The following is a 273-nucleotide window of genomic DNA, read 5'->3' as shown; positions in this document are numbered from 1 at the left end:
AGGACTACCTCGACCAGCTCGAAATCCTCCGCCACCACCACGTCATGATCGACCCTCCCCTGCCCAAAGCCCTGATCTTGCTCACCGTGCCGTTCCTTTCAGCACTGAACATCACCGACGAACCCGCCGAACTCATCGGTTCCGGCCCCGTCCCGATCCCCATCGCCCAAAAACTCCTCGCCAACTCCCCCACGTTCTTACGCGTCCTCACCGATCCAGTCACCGATGAGCCCCTGGACATGAAAGCAGAACGCTACACACTACGGGAAAGCG

Annotated in this window: 1 pseudogene; it reads left to right on the top strand. The window is 60.1% G+C overall.

Annotation, left to right across the window (positions count from 1 at the left end):
- Positions 1-273, top strand: a pseudogene (locus tag JMA46_RS16905) (hypothetical protein); the annotation flags it as partial.

Source organism: Arthrobacter sp. E3, assembly GCF_017353415.1.
Lineage (GTDB): Bacteria > Actinomycetota > Actinomycetes > Actinomycetales > Micrococcaceae > Specibacter.
This window is presented reverse-complemented; position numbering and strand designations above follow the sequence as displayed.